This is a genomic window from Klebsiella sp. JN_Kp127, from assembly GCF_040062505.1.
GTDB lineage: Bacteria > Pseudomonadota > Gammaproteobacteria > Enterobacterales > Enterobacteriaceae > Klebsiella > Klebsiella quasipneumoniae.
In genome coordinates, this window is record NZ_JBEAHS010000053.1 from 87,756 (window position 1) to 106,986 (window position 19,231).

Annotated in this window: 11 protein-coding genes and 1 pseudogene; 8 read left to right on the forward strand and 4 right to left on the reverse strand. The window is 55.4% G+C overall.

Features of this window, described 5'->3' with window-relative positions:
• Nucleotides 1–126: 126 nt before the first annotated feature.
• Complete coding sequence (locus ABLV04_RS22490; RefSeq protein ID WP_065812999.1) at nt 127–2,448, forward strand: helix-turn-helix domain-containing protein; 2,322 nt, start codon at nt 127–129, stop codon at nt 2,446–2,448.
• On the opposite strand, the gene ABLV04_RS22495 is transcribed toward ABLV04_RS22490, so the two are convergent.
• Nucleotides 2,415–3,257 (reverse strand): helix-turn-helix transcriptional regulator, encoded by an 843-nt coding sequence (locus ABLV04_RS22495; RefSeq protein WP_147733819.1) that lies wholly within the window; start codon nt 3,255–3,257, stop codon nt 2,415–2,417. The genes ABLV04_RS22490 and ABLV04_RS22495 overlap by 34 nt on opposite strands.
• A 107-nt stretch (nt 3,258–3,364) precedes the next feature.
• Between ABLV04_RS22495 and ABLV04_RS22500 the strand changes: the two genes are divergently transcribed.
• The 4 genes and pseudogenes from ABLV04_RS22500 to ABLV04_RS22515 all read left to right on the forward strand — a co-directional run bounded on the left by ABLV04_RS22500 (nt 3,365) and on the right by ABLV04_RS22515 (nt 7,941).
• Entirely contained in the window at nt 3,365–4,273 is a 909-nt protein-coding gene (locus ABLV04_RS22500; protein ID WP_180265796.1) for an SDR family oxidoreductase, read from the forward strand.
• Nucleotides 4,274–4,606: 333 nt separating this feature from the next.
• A complete protein-coding gene (gene sapA / locus ABLV04_RS22505; RefSeq protein WP_023289350.1) occupies nt 4,607–6,250 on the forward strand; it encodes an ABC transporter substrate-binding protein SapA in 1,644 nt (547 codons plus the stop codon).
• The gene (gene sapB, locus ABLV04_RS22510; RefSeq protein ID WP_017900865.1) at nt 6,247–7,212 is read left to right on the forward strand and encodes a putrescine export ABC transporter permease SapB; all 966 of its coding nucleotides are present in this window, start codon (nt 6,247–6,249) and stop codon (nt 7,210–7,212) included. The genes sapA and sapB overlap by 4 nt, the downstream gene beginning before the upstream one ends.
• Before the next feature lie 227 nt (nt 7,213–7,439).
• Nucleotides 7,440–7,941 (forward strand): annotated as a pseudogene (locus ABLV04_RS22515) (SOS response-associated peptidase family protein).
• A 565-nt stretch (nt 7,942–8,506) separates the two neighbouring features.
• On the opposite strand, the gene ABLV04_RS22520 reads toward ABLV04_RS22515, so the two are convergent.
• Together ABLV04_RS22520 and ABLV04_RS22525 are read right to left on the reverse strand one after the other, a co-directional pair.
• Entirely contained in the window at nt 8,507–8,734 is a 228-nt protein-coding gene (locus ABLV04_RS22520; protein ID WP_071787616.1) for a hypothetical protein, read from the reverse strand.
• 314 nt (nt 8,735–9,048) lie between these two features.
• Nucleotides 9,049–9,267: a cold shock domain-containing protein gene (locus tag ABLV04_RS22525; protein WP_023279058.1), complete on the reverse strand. Its 219-nt coding sequence runs from the start codon at nt 9,265–9,267 to the stop codon at nt 9,049–9,051.
• A gap of 279 nt (nt 9,268–9,546) precedes the next feature.
• Between ABLV04_RS22525 and cspF the strand changes: the two genes are divergently transcribed.
• The 3 genes from cspF to ABLV04_RS22540 all read left to right on the forward strand — a co-directional run bounded on the left by cspF (nt 9,547) and on the right by ABLV04_RS22540 (nt 18,744).
• The gene (gene cspF, locus ABLV04_RS22530) at nt 9,547–9,759 is read left to right on the forward strand and encodes a cold shock-like protein CspF (RefSeq protein WP_071787615.1); all 213 of its coding nucleotides are present in this window, start codon (nt 9,547–9,549) and stop codon (nt 9,757–9,759) included.
• Nucleotides 9,760–9,840: 81 nt separating this feature from the next.
• Entirely contained in the window at nt 9,841–10,005 is a 165-nt protein-coding gene (locus ABLV04_RS22535) for a YnfU family zinc-binding protein (RefSeq protein ID WP_213191361.1), read from the forward strand.
• 156 nt (nt 10,006–10,161) lie between these two features.
• The gene (locus tag ABLV04_RS22540) at nt 10,162–18,744 is read left to right on the forward strand and encodes a glucoamylase family protein (protein WP_348816210.1); all 8,583 of its coding nucleotides are present in this window, start codon (nt 10,162–10,164) and stop codon (nt 18,742–18,744) included.
• A gap of 19 nt (nt 18,745–18,763) precedes the next feature.
• Here ABLV04_RS22540 and ABLV04_RS22545 read toward each other — a convergent pair whose 3' ends face one another.
• The gene (locus ABLV04_RS22545) at nt 18,764–18,997 is read right to left on the reverse strand and encodes a hypothetical protein (RefSeq protein WP_004132711.1); all 234 of its coding nucleotides are present in this window, start codon (nt 18,995–18,997) and stop codon (nt 18,764–18,766) included.
• Nucleotides 18,998–19,231: the final 234 nt, after the last annotated feature.

Consider the following 19,231-nt stretch of genomic DNA (forward strand, 5'->3'; position numbering starts at 1 on the left):
GCGGGTGAAACAGCTTTCAGGCGCGCTTTTTTGTTTTATATTGACGAGAAATGAATGAGTGTTTTTCATACATATCGGTTATGACAAAAAACAACCGGTTGCTTTTTGTCTACAGAGGAGAACCATGTGGAGCAGCATTCAGGCGACTTTAGCGTCACCGTGCGCGATGTGCGTCAGCTAAGCCAGCCGGAGAGCGATCTGCTGACGCTGCTGTGGGTGCTGGAGGGGAGCGTAAATCTGGCGGAGGCGGAAGGCGCGCCGCAGCAGCTTGCCGTCGACGCGCTGGCGATCGTTAACCGCAACCGTCGCTGGAGCCTGCGCAGCGCCGGGGGCAACGCGGTGATGATCCTCACCCTCTCCGCCAGCTGGCTGGCCCGCCTCGACAACGCCTTTTTTGCCGTCGACTACCAGATATCGCCGCGCACCCGCGATGTCGATGACGGCCTGCGCCGCCTGATGCGCCAGCTGCTGGTGAGCGGCCTGGTCAATCATCCCGGCCATTACCGGCTGGAGGCCAACCGTTGGCTGAGTGAGATAGCGCTGCTGCTGGCCACGCGCTTCAGCCAGCCCATTGCCTTCACGCCACGGCGCGATGCTGAAAAATGGAGCCGGAGGATAGCCAGCGTAGTGGCGCGGATCGACGCCAACTATCAGCGCCGTCTCTCTTTACAGGAGGTGGCGGCCGCCGAGTTTGTCTCCGAGGCCTGGCTGTCACGCCTGTTTCACAAGGAGGTTGGCGTCAGTTTTGTTCAGTACCTCACCGCGCTGCGCCTGCGCCACGCTGCCGATCAGCTGTTAACCACCCGCAAACCCGTTCAGCAAATTGCCCGCGAGCAGGGGTTCGCCAGCACGCGGATGATGAGCGATCTGTTTAAGCGCCACCATGGGGTGACGCCGCGCCAGTATCGCGAGCGGTCCCCCCGGGAGCCGGGCCGACCGCGCCCGCCGCAGGGCGATCGCTGGCAGCCGGTGGCCGTGGACCGGCTCTACGCCCGCCTTAATGAGCCGGAACAACGCGACCGGGAGAGTCAGCCGCTGTTGATCAATCCGCCGCAAACCCGGGAGATCAACCTGCACCAGCGACCGGCGCGCGCCGCGGTGCTGCGCCATACCCGGATGGTGGTGACCGTGCGCGAGCTGGACGATCTGCTGCGGGAGGACGTGCGCCGCGAACTGGAGCAGTTGCACCGCGCCCTGCCGGTGTATGCCATTGATATCAACGATGCCTTTCTCAGCAGCCGCCTGTTCGGCACCGGCTGGGACGATCCGCAGATGGCTGGCTACGCTTGCTGGTACAACCTGCAGCAGATCTTCAGCTGGCTGGCGGCGATGGGCTGGCAGGTGATCCTGCATACCGGGGTCACCACCCGCAGCGATCTGCTGCAGCGCTTCCTGCAACTCGCCGCCAACCATTTTCCACCGACGACGCTCAGCAGCTGGCGCTTTGTCTGGCACTGGTCGCCGCAGGCCAGCGAAGCGGCCCGCCAGGCCGCCTGGCGGCAGCAGCGCGAGGTTCTTCACCGTCTGCTGCCGCAGCCGCAGTTGGGGATCTGGCACCGCTTTGCCGCCAGCGCGCCCGGGGACGATCCGCTGTTCCACTCGCCGCTGCTGGCGGAAGCCGATTTTCTCGCCTGCCAGGCGGATGCCAACGAACGGCTGGATCTGGCTCAGGCGGACAGCAGCAGTCTGGCCTCCAGCGAGCACTATCCGGCACATAAGCTGCGACAGATCCACAGCGCCCTGCGTCAACGGCAGCTTAACCTGCCGCTATGGCTGCTCTCGTGGAATACGCTGACCGGCGATACGCGGGACACCAACGGGCGCTTTTTTCGCGGCGCGCTGTTGATGGATAATCTGCTGGGGGTCGCGGACCAGGTCTGGCTGGCGGGCTTCTGGTTAAACTCCGGCCTCCAGGGCGAAGCCCGCGCCAACGGCAAGCTGGATACCTCCAGCCTGGCGCTGCACTATCTGCACGGGCTGCCACGCCCGGTTTACTGGGTGCTGTGGCTCTGGCGACGGCTGCGCGGCGAGATCCTGTTTCACGACAAAAACCTGCTGCTGCTCCATCACCAGGGGCACTACCAGCTGCTGCTGCGCAATACGGTGGTCTACAACCCCTGGCTCTCCAGCGAAGCGGCTTTTATTCAACGCTTCAGCCAGCCGTACAATGTGCGGCTGCAGGGGCTCAAGGGCCGCTGGCGCATCAAACAGCACCTCTTCGATCAGCACCACGGCGCGCTGTTCCCGCTGGTGGACGCCTTTCGCAGCCGCAGCGGCCCCGACGCCGAAGATTATCAGTGGCTGATGCATCAGGCCCGTCCGGCGCTCAGCGTGGAGGAAGCCCGACTCGACGGCCACTGGCTGCGGGTCGACTCGCTGGAGAGCAACGCCCTGGCCCTGTACGAATTTACCCCTCAGTACTCCCCCGATGAGGATCCCGACGCCTGAAGCAAACCGTGAATTTTGCGCTGGCTCTCCGTCGTCGCCGGGTTGAAAACCAGTAGCGACAGATCGGGGCGGCCCTCCACGGCAAAAGAGGTGAACTCCAGATCGAGCGGGCCCATCTGCGGGTGGTGAATGCGCTTATAGCCCTCGCCGTGGCCGGCGACGTCGTGGCTTTGCCAGAAACGGGCGAACTCGACACTCTGCTGGCTGAGCTCCGCGATCAGCTGGTCAGTTTCCGTCGTGGCGCCCATCCGCGTGACGTCGGCGCGGAAGGCGTTAACGATAAGCTGCCCCACCGTCTGCCAGTCCTCCAGGGTGCAGCGGGCCTCAGGCCGGGTAAACAGGCGGCGCAGCACGTTGCGCTCCGCCAGCGGCAGCTGGCCGTAGTCGGTCAGCACCCTGGCCGCCGCCGCGTTCCAGGCGATCACGTCCCAGCTGGCGGTACGGATAATCGCCGGAATGGCGAAGGCATCGAGCACCCGCTGCAGCCGCGGCGTCATATCATCCGTGATCGTCAAACGGGTCTGCGGCGGATGGCCGAAGGCGAGTATAAACAGATGTTCGCGCTCCGGGGCGGTCAGCCGCAGACCGCGGGCGATCCGCTCCAGCACCTCGCGGGAAGGCGCCCCGCCGCGCCCCTGTTCAAGCCAGGTATACCAGGTCGGGCTGATGCTTGCGAGCTGGGCGACCTCTTCACGGCGCAGGCCCGGCGTGCGCCGGCGTCCCGCCGGGAAGCCAAACGTTGCCGGGTCGAGACGCTGGCGCCTGGCGCGGAGAAAATCACCTAAAGCATGATTGTCAGAAGTGTTCATCATCTGCCTGTAAGTCTGCCTGTTAGAATTTATACCCCGATAATGTCTCTACTTTTATAGTATGACATCGCGGGTAGGATACGCCTGATAACCCGTTCAGGAGGTTCATAATGCGTATATTTCTTACCGGCGCGAGCGGATTTATCGGCTCGCGTATTCTTCCGGCGCTGCAGGCGTCGGGCCATCAGGTTATCGGCCTCGCGCGCAGCGACGCCACGGCGCAGGCCCTGGAAGCGGCAGGGGTCGAGGTGCGCCGCGGCACGCTGGACGCCCCGGATTCGCTGCTGGCGGGCGTCGAGAGCGCCGACGCGGTGATCCATACCGCTTTCGACCACGACTTCAGCCGCTTTGCCGCCAACTGCGAGAAAGACCGCCAGGCGATCCTCACCATCGGCCAGGCGCTGCGGGGCAGCGCGCGGCCGCTGGTCATCACCTCCGGCACGCTGATGGGCGACGACGGGAGCGGCGCCCCGGCCCGCGAGTCGTGCTTTAACGCCGCGCACCCCAGCCCGCGGACCGCCTCAGAACTTGCCGGCCAGCAGCTGCTGGAGGCGGGAGTGGACGTCCGGGTCGTTCGCCTGCCGCAGGTGCATGACACCGTGCGCCAGGGGCTGCTGACCAGCTATATCGAACGCGCGGTCGCCAGCGGCGCGGTGGCCTTGCGCGGCGAGGGGAACCACCGCTGGTCCGCCGCCCATGTCGATGACGTCGCGCGCCTGTACGTCAGCGCCCTGCTGCAGGGCGCTGCGGGCGAGCGCTACCATGCGGTGGCTGAAGAGGGGATCGCATTACGCGAGATTGCCGCAATTATCGCCCGGGGCTTAAATCTGCCGCTGACCCAGCTGGATGAGGCGCAGGCTGACGCCTGGTTCGGCTGGTTTGCCCCCTTTACCGCCCTTGACCTGCGCGCCAGCTCGGCATGGACTCGCGAGCGATTGCAGTGGCAGCCGGTCGGCCCGGGGCTACTGGAAGACTTGCGGAATATGGATTATCAAAAAGTGACGTTGTCACGATAAACAAGAACGTTCCCCCCTGTATGACATCCGACGGGTAGGGTTACCCGCCCGTCGAACCCTCTGCTTTCTCCCCGCTATACTGAATTTATCCCCGGCGTTAACGTCGCGTCCACCGTCCGGTCAACTGCGGCCAAACAGAGCTGACTGGCGATATCGGCGATAAAAAGTTACCATGTTTCATTATACAGACTCGGTTCCGCGACTATTTTAATCAATTGACTGAATACTATACGCACCCGGTAACCGCATTATCCCTCAGGCTTGTTGAAGGCGGTGGTGAATGTCTATGAATCTTAATAAGATAGAGTTCAACTCTATAATCAAACAGAAAATATGCGCCTGAAATTGTCATCTCTCCTGGCAGCGGTTTCCCTGCTGTGTGGGCAGGCTTTTGCCGCCCCTGCGCTCCCCGACCGCGCCGATATTCGCGACAGCGGTTTCGTCTATTGCGTCAGCGGCCAGGTTAATACCTTTAATCCGCAGAAAGTGAGCAGCGGCCTGATCGTCGATACGCTGGCCGCGCAGATCTACGATCGCCTGCTTGACGTCGACCCTTATACCTATCGGCTGGTCCCCGAGCTGGCGGAGAGCTGGGAAGTCCTCGATAACGGCGCCACCTACCGCTTTCACCTGCGCCGCCACGTCCCGTTTCAACGCACGGCATGGTTCTCCCCGACGCGGGATTTCAACGCCGATGACGTGATTTTCACCTTTGGCCGCATTTTTAACCGCGATCACCCCTGGCACAACGTCAACGGCAGCAGCTTCCCCTACTTCGACAGCCTGCAGTTTGCTGACAGCGTGGAGAGCGTCCGCAAGCTCGATAATCAGACCGTGGAGTTTCGCCTCAAGCGGCCGGATGCATCATTCCTCTGGCATCTGGCCACCCACTATGCATCGATTACCTCCGCCGAATATGCCGCCCGCTTAACGCAGGACGATCGTCAGGAACAGCTCGATCGCCAGCCGGTGGGCACCGGCCCGTTCCAGCTGTCTGAGTACCGCTCCGGGCAGTATGTTCGCCTGCAGCGCCACCCCGGCTACTGGCGCGGAAAACCGTTGATGCCGCAGGTGGTGGTCGACCTCGGCTCCGGTGGAACCGGCCGCCTGTCGAAACTGCTGACCGGCGAATGCGACGTGCTGGCCTGGCCGGCCGCCAGCCAGTTGACGATCCTGCGTGACGACCCGCGCCTGCGCCTGACGCTGCGTCCGGGGATGAACATTGCCTGGCTGGCCTTCAACACCGCCAAGCCGCCGCTGGACAACCCGGAGGTGCGCCACGCGCTGGCGCTGGCCATTAACAACCAGCGCCTGATGCAGTCTATCTACTATGGCACCGCGGAGACGGCGGCGTCGATGCTGCCGCGCGCCTCGTGGGCCTACGATAACGACGCTAAGATTACCGAATATAATCCCCAGGAGGCCCGCACCCGGCTGAAGGCCCTGGGGCTGGAAAATCTGACCCTCAAACTGTGGGTTCCCACCAGCTCGCAGGCGTGGAACCCCAGCCCGTTGAAAACAGCAGAGCTGATCCAGGCGGATATGGCGCAGATTGGCGTCAAGGTGATCATCATGCCGGTGGAGGGGCGCTTCCAGGAGGCGCGGCTGATGGACATGAACCATGACCTGACGCTCTCCGGCTGGGCGACGGACAGTAACGATCCGGACAGCTTCTTCCGGCCGCTGCTGAGCTGCGCGGCGATCGCCTCGCAAACCAACTTCGCCCACTGGTGTAACCGGGAATTCGATGACGTGCTGCAAAAAGCGCTGCTCTCGCAGCAGCTCTCCTCGCGGATGGACGCTTACAAAGAGGCCCAGCGCATCCTCGCTCGTGAACTGCCGGTCCTGCCGCTGGCCTCATCGCTGCGGTTGCAGGCCTATCGCTATGATATGAAAGGCCTGGTGCTTAGCCCCTTCGGTAACGCTTCGTTCGCTGGCGTATCGCGGGAGAAAACCGAAGAGGTGAAAAAACCATGATTATTTTTACCCTGCGCCGTCTGCTGCTGTTGCTGGTCACCCTCTTTTTTCTGACCTTTGTCGGCTTCAGCCTGAGCTACTTCACTCCCCATGCCCCGCTGCAGGGCGCGACCCTGTGGAATGCATGGCTGTTCTGGTTTGAAGGGGTGCTGCACTGGGATTTTGGCGTCTCCAGCATTAACGGCCAGCTGATTTCCGAGCAGCTGCGCGAGGTGTTCCCGGCGACCATGGAGCTGTGCATCCTCGCCTTCGGCTTTGCCCTGCTGATTGGCATTCCGGTGGGGATGATCGCCGGCGTGATGCGCAACAAATGGCCCGATACCCTGATCAGCGCCGTCGCGCTGGTCGGTTTCTCGATCCCGGTCTTCTGGCTGGCGCTGCTCCTGACCCTCTTCTTCTCCCTGACCCTCGGCTGGCTTCCGGTCTCCGGCCGCTTCGACCTGCTGTATGAGGTGAAAAACGTCACCGGTTTCGCGCTGATTGACGCCTGGCTTTCGGACTCGCCGTGGCGCCATGAGATGATCGTCAGCGCCGCCCGGCATATGGTGCTGCCGGTGCTGACCCTGGCGGTAGCCCCCACTACCGAAGTGATCCGCCTGATGCGCATTAGCACCAGCGAAGTCTATGACACCAACTACGTCAAGGCGGCCGCCACCCGCGGCGTCTCGCGACGCAAAATTTTACTGCGCCACGTGCTGCACAACGCCCTGCCGCCGGTGATCCCGCGCCTCGGCCTGCAGTTTTCCACCATGCTCACCCTGGCGATGATCACGGAGATGGTATTCAGCTGGCCAGGGCTGGGCCGGTGGCTTATCAACGCCATTCGTCAGCAGGACTACGCGGCGATCTCCGCCGGAGTGATGGTGATTGGCGCGCTGGTGATTATTGTCAACGTGATTTCCGATATTCTCGGTGCCATGGCTAACCCACTGAAACATAAGGAATGGTATGCCCTACGATAGCAGCTACAAACTAAATAATTTTTTAATTAAAAACAATGATTTAAATTTTTAAATTGTGCGTTTTTCCTGACTTTAACACACAATTTTGTACACATTGTTTTTGACGTCATCTCCGACAGTCATCAGTTAGATGGCTGTCGGAGTTCCCTTCCTACGTTTCCTCCACACCTTCTATACTTCCAGTCTGACCACTGGAGGTTGATATGTGCTGACGCTTTTCTCAGTCAATGACCCGTGAAGATTATCTGTCCTACCTTGCAGATGATGCCGATCGTGACATTGCATATGACCCGGCGCCGATTAGTCGATATAACGTCGCGCCCGGTACCAAAGTTTTGCTTCTGAGCGAACGCGGCGAACAATTGCATATCGATCCTGTCTTCTGGGGTTATGCGCCCGGGTGGTGGGATAAGGCTCCACTGATTAACGCGCGTGTTGAAACTGTGGTCACCGGCAGGATGTTTAAGCCGCTATGGCAACATGGCCGGGCGATCTGCTTTGCTGATGGGGGCTTCGAATGGAAGAAAGAAGGTGACAAGAAGCAACCCACTCTACTTTATCCATCGCGCCGATGGCCAGCCGATATTCATGGCGGCAATCGGAAGCACACCATTTGAACGTGGAGACGAAACAGAAGGCTTTCTGATCGTCACCGCAGCAACAGAAAAAGGTCTAATAGATATCCACGACCACCAGCCTCTGGTACTGTCGCCAGAAGCAGCAAGATAATGGATGAGGCAGGACATTGGAGGGAAAGAGTCAGAGGAGTTAGCTGCGGATGGCACCGTGCCCGCAGACAAATTTATCTAGCATGCAGTGACGCGCGCCGTAAAAAAATGTGAAAAATCAGGGGAATAATTGATTGAGGCAATCAAATGCACATAGCCAGACGTGCGCCTAATGCCAAAAGCGGAAATAAATAATAATTTTTCGATAATAACTTACTGGGTCAGAAAATGGAATATCCGGTGAAAAAGCCCTTGCTGCATTGTCTGGATGTATCAATATGATGCCGGGTTCCTCCCGGTAAATATTTAGGTATCCCCCCATGACTCGCGGCTTCAGTCGTGCATGATGAACATTCCAGCAGCAAAGTCATCAGGTTAGAAAGATATCTGCATTTTGTCAGTGCACAAAGAGTGACTTCCTTATATGAGAACGATTATTAAAAATGAACATGTAAAAAAAGGCCTGCTATTAGCAAGCCACAAAGATTTTAACTCATTTTTTGTTCGCTTCTGATAAATAGGGTAAATACGCAATTAAATTTGAAGCAGAGAACATAACGAAAATGCTATAAATATTTCCGGGACGCATCAAGAATTTCCTGTGACATTAACTGTCTGTCAGAGGCTACGTAAATAACATCATGATCACCGGTTAATGAAGGAAAGCCTGCAGACATAATCTGTAGATGTGTTTCTTCACCGTTTGGGTATTCCTGTCTGATTGAGGATGTCCCCTCCGGAACGGTCATGACTTTACAGGATTCGGTATTAAAGAAAACGAGTACTTTTATCATATGCCACCATAATTCTGTTAGTCTTTCCCGTCACTCTCTTCTATCAGTGATGTTAAATGACGATGCCATTAAAATACAATCAGGGACGTGATGATTTCGAAGGCAGCCTCGATTCTTACATATTTTATTATTTAACAATCAGTTAGCTTCTGCTTTCATGCAGCAGCCCTGCACTTCATCACATCGGTCAGCACACTCATAATTGCGAAAAACATGTTGACCTGATATTAAAAATAACCGACTTTCTCTGATTTAATTTATGGACCTGTCTACTCAGGAATAATCCTTCATCGTTGTCGCAGGCCCACAAATCTTCATTTATCGCAAAGTATTACGTTTGTAGCAGCAGGCCCTTTTTCACCACTCTGCATGGCGAACTCAACTTTCTGTCCTTCAAATAAGGTATTGAAATTCTCACCATGGAGCGCGGAGAAATGGACGAAGACATCCTTGCTTCCGTCAAGAGGTGAAATGAAACCAAAACCTTTATCTTCGTTAAACCATTTTACCAAACCTTTAATTCTTGTAGACATACTGACTCCCGTTATACATGATAGTATTAATAGTAAACGTATAGTATTAAAGGTATGACTCAAAAAGAGGGGATATCAGCGATAGCGCCTGGTAATGAGGACTGACCAGAAAATGTTTAACGTTCGTTTGTACTTTGAACTAACAGGATTCATTAAGGCACAGGGAATCGATATAAGCAAATTATTTTTTAGCCATCCAGAAGTCCTGCAGGAAAATTAAATGTGGCAATATACTATTTTGAATGTATAGTCTTTACGTGTTTTCAATAAGGAATTGACTTGTCCCATAAAATGACAGGCATTGTCAAAAGCTTTGACATTCTCAGTGGTAAAGGCCTCATCATCCCATCTGATGGACGAAAAGACGTTCTGCTTCACATTTCAGCCGTTAACTCCCGCGAATCAGAATTACTCATCCCAGGAAGCCGCATAGAATTCTGTCGGATCAATGGTCCCAGAGGGCCTGTGGCTGCGAACATTTACCTCTCCTGAATTTCAGGGTCTCAAAATAAACAGATTAAAACTTAACCATATGTGATACGGTGAAGTTCATTCATTGAAAGGTTAATGGTTATGTCTATTATCAATTACGCAATGAAATTCTTCAGCGGTGCATCTACTGCCACTGTTGTCTGCACTGTTTGTGGTTTCAAATCAGTTCAACCGATGGCAAAAATCCGGCGCAATCAGGCCATGCTTTGCCCTCGGTGTAAAGCCCTGTTTATCTCACGGCGCTAGTATCAACTGATCCACCGTGGACAGAACCATCTTCTATACTTAAGTTAAATCCCAGCAGCTGTTAAATCCCTGATGCCTGACGCCCATCCTGAGAGAACGTTTCTGAACTGATTTCGCAACTGCTCCTGCGCGCTAATGTCGCATCAGAGCAATGCTATGAAAATGAACCCCAGAGCGTGGTTTAACCGCTCCCGTATTCCGGTGAATGCTGCCGCAAACGTAACGTTTTCGGCGAACGATCCTGCAAGCGAAAGCACTCCGCGGTCAGAACTCTTTTCGACTGCCCAGATGGAACGCTATGGTCAGAAGCTGGCGCGGACCCATAAAGTATCACCGGATAAACATCCCTATTATCTTCTGAAACGGCTTGGCGACAATGAGGCCGTTATCACCCAAAACTGCTATGAGCTTAATGCAGGTAAAAAGACCAGTATCATGCCCGCCGGGGAGTGGTTGCTGGACAATTATTATCTGATTGAGGAACAAATCCGTACCGTCCGCCAGCACTTGCCGAAAAGTTTTGGTAAAGGTCTCCCGTCGCTGATGTCGCCGCTGAATTGCCCAAGAATTTATCATATCGCATCAGAGGCCATTGCTCACGGTGATGGCCGCTGGGATGCCACCAGTCTGACCAGCTATCTCGCTGCCTATCAACAGGTGACGCCGCTGACACTAGGTGAAATCTGGGCATTACCGGGAATGCTTCGCCTGGCGCTGATTGAAAATCTTCGTCGTATCAGTATGGAAGTGATAAAAGCGCAACAGGACAGAAACCTGGCAGATACGTGGATAACCAGGATTTTCGAATGTGCAGAGAGTGCGCCTGGTGATTTAATTATGGTGGTTGCCGATTTGGCGCGCTCCCGTCCTCCGTTATCCAGCGCGTTTGTCGCAGAACTGGTGCGGCGTCTGCAGGGGCACGGCAACGCGCTGTCGTTACCTCTTACCTGGGTTGATCAGTGCCTTCGGGAACAGGGAGTCACCACTGACATTCTCATAAATAACTTCAATCAACAGCTTGCCGCCAGCCAGCTGTCTGTCAGTAACAGCATCGCAGGCCTGCGATTACTGGGTGAAACGGACTGGGCTGATTTCGCCGAAACGATAAGCGTCGTCGAACAGGCATTAAGCAATGATCCTGCCGGTATCTATCCCCGGATGCACTTCAATACCCGGGATCATTACCGGCACGTAGTTGAGGTCCTGGCCAGAGACAGTGGGCTCAGCGAGCCTGAGGTTGCTGACAGGGTGCTGGCGCTTTCAGAGGAAAAAGCCCCCAATACACCGGAACATCATATTGGTTATTATCTCGCCGGCGAAGGTCGACAGGCACTGGATATACATCTTCTGGCAGACACCTCAAGACTCATACGCTTGCGGCACAGTTTCAACAGAATAACCCTGCTGTCATGGCTTGGCAGCCTGGCGTTGTTGACAACCGCAGCGACCGCGGCAATATTGCACGAAACTGCCATGCAGGGCGCAGGTTGGTTGTTAATCGCGGTGATATTACCTCTGGTTATCGCTTTAACTCAGTTAATGAGTGATTTACTCAGTGACGCAACCACCCGTTTTCGCGTTCCTCGCCCCTTGCCGGGGATGGATTTTTCAGCCGGTATTCCCGCTGACAGTGCCACTATGTTAGTCATTCCCTGCATGTTGACCAGCCACGAAAGTTTCAGCCAGCTCCTCACCAGTCTTGAAGTTTGCTGGTTGGGGAATGAAAACGAAAATCTCAGGTTCGCGCTGCTCACTGATTTTGCAGATTCTGAAAATGAACCCTCGCCGGAAAGTCACGCGCTGCTCAGACAGGCTATCGCTGATACGCAGGCGCTGAATCGGCGCTACCCCTCCGGTCGACCACGTTTTTATCTGTTACATCGTCAGCCTGAATGGAACCCCTCGGAAGGAATGTGGATGGGCTACGAACGCAAGCGGGGAAAACTGGCGTTGCTGAACAGCTGGTTGCGCCATCCGGGAACGCAATTCGTCAGCGTTGCAGACATGCCGGCCCACCTTTTACCGGATCACATTAAATACGTCATTACCCTGGACAGTGATACGGTGTTGCCGCGCGATACGGCTCACAAACTGGTCGCGGCGATGGCCCATCCGTTGAATACGCCAGAGTATGATCCGGTACGCCAGAGGGTGGTCAAAGGATTTGGTATTTTACAACCCGGTCTTGCGGAGGAGATACCACGTAACGGTCAGGGGCGTTACGCCGCCCTGCGCAGCAGCATACCGGGTAATAACCCCTATTCTATGATGTCTTCGGATATCTATCAGGATCTCTTTGGGGAAGGATCGTTTGTGGGCAAAGGGATTTACGATGTTGACATTTTTATGCAGGCCACTGCCAATACCTGCCCGGAAAATCTGGTTCTCAGCCATGATCTTCTCGAAGGGTGCTATGCGCGCTCGGGTCTGCTGAGTGAGGTGTTACTCTACGAACAGTACCCTAATAATTATCTGTCCGACGTTGCACGCCGTTCACGCTGGATCCGGGGTGACTGGCAACTGCTTAACTGGCTGAAACCACACGTCAGAAAAACCGATGGAACCCGTACCCGGAATCCACTGACCGCGCTTTCTTACTGGAAATTACTCGACAATCTGCGTCGCAGCCTGGTAGCCCCCTCCTTACTGGTATTGCTGTTCTTCACTCTGCTTTGGGTACCCAATCCGGTTTACTGGCTGGGCATACTGTTGCTGATATGGCTGTTGCCAGCCCTCCTCTGCATTAGCCACGACCTTCTGCATAAACCTCTGCGTCGCCGCGTGAAGTCGCATCTGTTACTGGTGGGGGCGGGCGCGCTAAAGCGTCTGTCAGGTATCAGCCTTAATTTTGCGATACTGCCGCACGAAGCCGGATATTCGCTGAAAGCGATCGCCGTGACGCTATGGCGACTGGGGATAAGCAGGCGTCACCTCAGCCAGTGGGTCAGCCACAGCCAGGACAGCAGTCAGGCCAGACCCACTGTTGCACGTTTTTATCAGGCGATGTGGCTGAACGTTGCCGGTGGCGTGGCGCTGACAATACTGACCGGACAATTTGCCCCACAGCTGCTGGGGATTGCGTTACCGATCGGTTTGGTATGGTGTGTGGCACCGCTGCTGATGAGCTGGCTGAGTCGCCAGCCCGTGCGTAAGGTTATTTCGCCTAATCAGGAACAAAAACAGCTGTTACGCCAGACAAGCCGTGAAATCTGGGCTTTTTTTGAAACATTTGCCACAGCAAAAGAGAACTGGCTTCCGCCTGATAATTATCAGGAAATACCACAACCGACGGTGGCACACCGAACTTCTCCTACCAATATTGGTCTTTCACTTATGGCTAACCTGACGGCATGGGACTTTGGCTACCTGCCTGGCGGAGAGGTGCTCCGGCGCGTGTCGCTCACGCTCGACACGATGGATAAAATGGAGCACTACCGGGGCCATCTCTACAACTGGTATGACACCCGTACGCTGGTCCCCCTAAGTCCACGTTATATCTCCAGCGTCGACAGCGGCAATATGGCCGGGCATTTATTGACCCTGCGTGCAGGCCTGTCCGCCATGCGTCATCAGCCTGTTTTAAGCAGTCAACAGATACTGACAGGACTGAACGATACGCTGGATATTCTGGAAAAACAGTGGGGTAAGAACCCACCTGACAGCCTGAGACTGCTGCGCAAGCATTGCCTGAACGCGGTGTCGCTCTCTCCGCAGGCGCTTTTCAGCGAACTGAAAAGCATGCGCACCCAGTGCAACCATCTGACCAGCGCATGCCATCAGGGATCTCCTCTTCAGATGCGCTGGGCTGGACATCTGGAGCATCAACTGGTTCAGCTTTGCCATGAGTGGTCTCTGTTGCTTGGCTGGTTGCCTGCATCCTGGAATGAACAGACGCTGCCGACGCTGAGCGAGCTTGCCCGTCCGACATTAACCGGTACAGGAACGCCTCCGGCGTCAGTGGCGGAGCAGGCCCGAATGCGACTCAATATTATCACCGAGCTGGAACAGCGGCTGGATGAGCATGCCCGGATGGATTTCGCCTTTCTGTACAGTGAAGCAACCAGTCTGCTCAGCGTCGGTTATAACTGTGACACCAATATGCCTGACAAGAGCCACTACGATCTCCTGCCGTCTGAAATCCGCCTGACCAGTTTTCTTGCCATTGCGACTAATCAGCTGCCTCTTAAAAGCTGGTACGCGCTGGGTCGATTGTTTACCACGATTGATAATGAAACGGCCCTGATGTCATGGAGCGGATCCATGTTTGAATATCTGATGCCGAATCTGGTGATGCCCACCTGGCCCGGCAGCCTGCTCGATGAAATGAGTCAGTCGGCGGTTATGCGCCAGATTCACTGGGGGAAAGAACGCGGGGTACCATGGGGTGTTTCAGAGTCTGGCTATCATGCTTTTGATGTTCAGCATAATTATCAGTATCAGGCATTTGGCGTACCGGGGCTCGGTCTGCGCAGGGGACTTGCCGATGACATGGTTGTTGCTCCTTACGCCACGCTGCTGGCGCTGATGGTTTCCCCACAGAGAGCCTGTGAGAACCTGTTCAGGCTGCAAAAAAATGGTGCACGCGGAGAATACGGTTTTTATGAAGCGCTGGACTATACCCCCTCACGTCTTGCAACCGGTCAGCTCTATGCGGTGGTACAGTCCTGGATGGCGCATCACCAGGGTATGGCATTTCAGGCGCTGGCTCATGTGCTGCTTGACGCCCCCATGACTGAACGCTTTATGTCCAGCACGGTATTCCGGTCAGCGAGTCTGCTGTTACAGGAGCGCGTGCCGGATGCGGTCGATCTGTACAGTCCGCGCCGTCATTTTGAATCTCATGAGGGCATGGTCAAACCCGTTCGCTATGAACCCCGTATTTTCTATAGCGTGGATACCCCCGCCCCGGATATTCAACTCCTGTCCAACGGCCATTATCATCTGATGTTGACCGCGGGAGGCGGCGGTTACAGTCGCTGGAATGATATTGCACTAACGCGCTGGCGCAGTGATACCACCCGTGATAACTGGGGAGCATTCTGCTACATCCGCGATACCCAGACGGGAGATGTGTGGAGCAATACCTGGCAACCAACAGGCTACACCAGCGGACAAGACGAGGAAGTGTTGTTCACCGATGCGGGGGCAGAATTCAGACGCAGCTTAGGGGGACTCAGCGTCAAAACTCAGGTGGTGATCTCTCCGGAGGATGATGTTGAATTGCGACGGCTCACACTGATTCATCGTGGTCGCAAGCCTCGCTCTCTGGAGCTGACAACCTATGCTGAAGTGGTACTGGCACCTGATGCCAGCGATCTGGCACACCCGGCATTCAGCAATTTGTTTATTCAGACTGAGCTGGCTCCTGAGCGTGACGCTATTCTTTGCCACCGGCGCCCGCGCTCACCGGATGAACCGGGCCCTTGCCTGTTTCACATGATGGTGGTGCACGGCGATAACCGACATAACGTGTCGTTTGAAACGGACAGGGCAAGGTTTATTGGACGTGGCAGAAACCCTGCGAATGCACAGGCAATAGAGACGGGAGGGATGCTAGGCAACACGTCGGGCTCGGTGCTGGATCCGATACTGGCAATTCGCAACGCCATTATTCTGCAGCCGGGGCAGCCGGTTACGATTGATATCATTTATGGCATCAGCGAGACCCGTCAGCAGAGCCTGGCGTTGCTGGAGAAATATCGCGATTACCCTATCGCCGATCGCGTCTTTGAACTGGCCTGGTCTCACAGTCTGGTGGTATTGCGCCAGATGAACGCCAGTGAAGATGATGCCACGTTGTTCAATAGTCTCGCCAGCGCTGTGCTTTACCCTGTCCAGGAGCTGCGCGCCGAAGGCCAGGCGATCGGCCGCAACCGGCGTGGCCAGTCCGGACTGTGGGGCTGGGCAATTTCAGGGGATCTGCCGATAGTGCTGCTGAGTATAACCAGCGAGGAAAGTATCACCTCAGTGACCACACTGATTCAGGCACACCGTTACTGGAGACAGAAAGGGCTGGATGTTGATTTGGTTATCCTGAATAACAGCCCCGGCGGCTACCAGCAGGGATTACAAAATCAGATTATGGAGTTAATTTATGCCGGGTCTGAAGCCAGTCTGCTGGATAAAAAGGGCGGGCTTTTTGTCCGGAACGGTGAGCATCTCTCCGCTGAGGATAAGTTGCTTTTGATGAGCGTGGCCTGTCTTTATCTTGATGACCGCGCAGGGGGTATTAATGAGCAGCTTAACCAGCGTATTCATACCCTGAAATCGCCGGCAAGGGCATTCATTCCGCGTGCTGTGCGCGAGCGTAATCAACATACGGACTGGAGCCCTGATACCAGTCAGTTATGCCATTTCAATGGGTACGGTGGATTTTCTCTGGATGGGCGGGAATATCAGATCGTCCTTCGGGAAAATGCGATTACACCGGCTCCCTGGTCGAACATACTGGCAAATTCTCGTTTTGGCAGTGTGATCTCAGAGGCAGGGCAGGCCTATACCTGGTATGAGAATGCCCATGAATACCGGTTGACGCCGTGGGAGAACGATCCGGTGAGCGATCGCAGCGGCGAGGCATTTTACCTGCGCGATGAAGAGAGCGGGGAGTGCTGGTCGCCGACGGCTTTACCTGTTCGCGGACACGGTGATTACCTGACCCGCCATGGTTTTGGCTACAGCGTTTTTGCCCATCGTGAGAGTGGTATAGACAGCGAGTTGACGGTCCTGGTTGCTGAAGAAGATCCGGTTAAACTGGTGCTCCTGACGCTCAGCAACTCTTCGGGACGGACACGTCAACTTTCCGTCACAGGCTATGTAGAGTGGACGCTCGGAGAAACACGAACGCGCTCAGCCCCTCACATTGTGACACATGTGGCCAGAACGCCCGGCGGCTGCGGGGTGCTTGCGAATAACTTTTATGGTGATAATGGTGGCGGCCGAACTGCATTTTTTGCCGTCAGCGGTAATGACTGTTCTCTGACAGGGGACCGCCGGGAGTTTATTGGCCGTAATGGTTCCCTTCACGCCCCTTCGGCCATGAAACTGCAAAAGCTTTCTGGTAAGACGGGGGCCGGTCTGGATCCCTGCGGAGCGGTGCAATCGGCGGTTACATTAATTGACGGGGACCAGAGGACGTTTATTTTTATCCTCGGCGCAGAGGAGAATGATGTTTGTGCTCAGGAGATGCTGGCCCGCTATATGAACGAGGATACGGTCCGCCAGGAGCTGAACCGGATTCATAATCACTGGCACAATGTTCTCGATAAAATCGTAGTTAACACCCCCGACACGTCCGTAAATTTACTGGTTAATGGCTGGCTGTTGTATCAGACAGTCGCCTGCCGTCTTATGGCCCGGAGTGGCTACTATCAGTCTGGCGGTGCATTTGGTTTTCGCGATCAGCTGCAGGATACGCTGGCTCTGAGCCACGCTGCTCCGGACCGGATGCGTGAACAGATAATACTCTGTGCATCACGGCAGTTTATCGAGGGGGATGTGCAGCACTGGTGGCACCCGCCACACGGCAACGGTGTGCGTACCCGCTGTTCCGATGACTATCTTTGGCTGCCGCTTGCTGTTTGCCACTATGTTGAAACGACGGGGGATATGGATGCACTGGAAATACGCATTCCTTATCTGGAGGGACGCTCGCTTCAGCCTGGTGAAGAGTCTGTCTATGACACGCCGGTCATCAGCGGCACCGAAGAGACACTCTGGTTACACTGCGTCAAAGCTATTCACTATGGACTTCGCTTCGGGGAGCATGGCCTGCCGCTGATGGGTGCTGGTGACTGGAATGACGGGATGAACCGGGTGGGTATCGAAGGCAAAGGTGAAAGCGTCTGGCTGGGCTTCTTCCTGTACGACATTTTGCAGCGGTTTGCAGCGCTGGCGGAGCGCAGGCTGGATGAAAGCGTCGCCGCGATGTGCCGTTCACAGGCTCTGCGCCTGCAAAGTAATCTCGAAGCCCACGCCTGGGATGGGGAATGGTACCGGCGCGGGTATTTTGACGATGGTACTCCCCTGGGATCGAAAACCTCACAGGACTGCCGGATTGATGCGATTGCGCAGAGCTGGTCTGTATTGTCCGGCGCCGCGAGCCTGGGACGGTGCGCAAAGGCCATGCAGGCGCTGGATAAGCACCTTGTGGATAACGAAGGAGGGCTGATCAAACTGTTAACGCCTCCTTTCGACGGACACGGTCCAAATCCGGGCTACATACAGGGGTACCTGCCAGGCGTGCGGGAAAACGGAGGGCAGTATACGCATGGCGCCATCTGGGCAGTGATGGCCTTTGCCCGAATGGGGAATGCCGGACGAGCCTGGCAACTCTGGTCAATGCTCAACCCTATAAATCATACCCTGAATGCGGACTCTGTCGGGATTTATAAAGCTGAGCCTTATGTCATGAGTGCTGATGTCTACAGCGTCGCTCCCCATACCGGACGTGCAGGGTGGAGCTGGTATACCGGTTCCGCAGGCTGGGCCTGGCGTTTACTTACCGAGGAATTACTGGGGATAAAACGTTCCGGCACTGAGTTTAGTGTTCATGCCCGGTTACCGGATGAGTGGTCGTCTTTTTCTATGGCATATCAATATGGTGAAAGCCATTATCAGATTAGTGTTTCACGCGGCGATGCAGAATATTGCGTGACACTGGATGGTGTTCTCCTCCCTGATGACAGAATACCGCTGAAGGATGATGGACAAAACCATACGGTTGAGATCATTCAGAACTGACACTGAGCCCGGAGGTGCATTAACGTCTGCCGTTAATGCGCTGATTATCCCTGAGAACATCAATCGCAGTCTGCATGGCGATTTTGTCATCCCTCCTTTTTTGTTTGTCCTGCATGACCTGAAGGTATTCCAGCAAGGTGCGGGTATTAATCGGCCGGCCCTGTTTACCCACAGCCAGCACGGCTTCGCCAAGAATAATTTTCACTGGCGGTAGTTGTGCCGGATACCAGTCAAGGGTGTCTTCTGATTTCATCTTAAATTTCTCACGGAAGGGTAGTGTACCATAAATCAGACGTTCAATTTTCAATATCTGATATACTGATTCAGACACAACTTAACATAACTTATGCCAGTTATTTTTATATTAAAGCGTATAATAATTACTGTATTCCTCAGAGAATTATTTATGTCTTATACAAATGGGCTCAGGTATTTTAAAGAAAGACCGGTTCATGTTGCCTGCCCGGCATGCGCACACAGAGCCGAT

Bases quoted from the DNA above. Each gene is read 5' to 3' on its own strand.
- ABLV04_RS22545 (WP_004132711.1), bottom strand. From the start codon at position 18,997: ATGAAATCAGAAGACACCCTTGACTGGTATCCGGCACAACTACCGCCA.
- ABLV04_RS22525 (WP_023279058.1), bottom strand. From the start codon at position 9,267: ATGTCTACAAGAATTAAAGGTTTGGTAAAATGGTTTAACGAAGATAAA.
- ABLV04_RS22540 (WP_348816210.1), top strand. From the start codon at position 10,162: ATGAAAATGAACCCCAGAGCGTGGTTTAACCGCTCCCGTATTCCGGTG.
- ABLV04_RS22535 (WP_213191361.1), top strand. From the start codon at position 9,841: ATGTCTATTATCAATTACGCAATGAAATTCTTCAGCGGTGCATCTACT.
- ABLV04_RS22495 (WP_147733819.1), bottom strand. From the start codon at position 3,257: ATGAACACTTCTGACAATCATGCTTTAGGTGATTTTCTCCGCGCCAGG.
- sapB (WP_017900865.1), top strand. From the start codon at position 6,247: ATGATTATTTTTACCCTGCGCCGTCTGCTGCTGTTGCTGGTCACCCTC.
- ABLV04_RS22520 (WP_071787616.1), bottom strand. From the start codon at position 8,734: ATGATAAAAGTACTCGTTTTCTTTAATACCGAATCCTGTAAAGTCATG.
- sapA (WP_023289350.1), top strand. From the start codon at position 4,607: ATGCGCCTGAAATTGTCATCTCTCCTGGCAGCGGTTTCCCTGCTGTGT.